1 protein-coding gene is annotated in these 393 nt (G+C 45.3%); it reads left to right on the forward strand.

What is annotated here, in order from left to right:
* Nucleotides 1-56 precede the first annotated feature (56 nt).
* The coding region (locus JFC07_RS13095) for a transposase (RefSeq protein ID WP_198329236.1) at nucleotides 57-393 on the forward strand (337 nt) is incomplete at its 3' end.

The raw sequence follows: 393 nt of genomic DNA on the forward strand, positions 1-393 counted from the left end.
GGGAGTTTCCCAAACTCTGTGTAACTGCTTATAATCCACTAACAGGAGAATAAGCAATGACTACTCAATCTGACATTAAAAAACTGGCCGAGCAAATGGCTGGTAGTATGAAAAGCTTCGATGACATTAAAGACTTTCAGAAGCAACTCATGCAGTCCTTTATCGACACTGCCCTTGAAGCTGAGATGGAAGATCATCTCGGCTACCCCAAGCATGAAAAGGCGGATAAACCTAATAAGCGCAACGGGCACACTAAAAAGACCGTCCGTAGCGACACAGGCGATTTTGAGATATCCACCCCAAGAGACCGCGGTGGCAGCTTTGAGCCTGTACTCGTCAGTAAGCATCAAACCCGTATCTCAGGTCTCGATGATAAAATCATATTCCTTTACG

Source organism: Psychrobacter faecalis, assembly GCF_016107575.1.
GTDB lineage: Bacteria > Pseudomonadota > Gammaproteobacteria > Pseudomonadales > Moraxellaceae > Psychrobacter > Psychrobacter faecalis.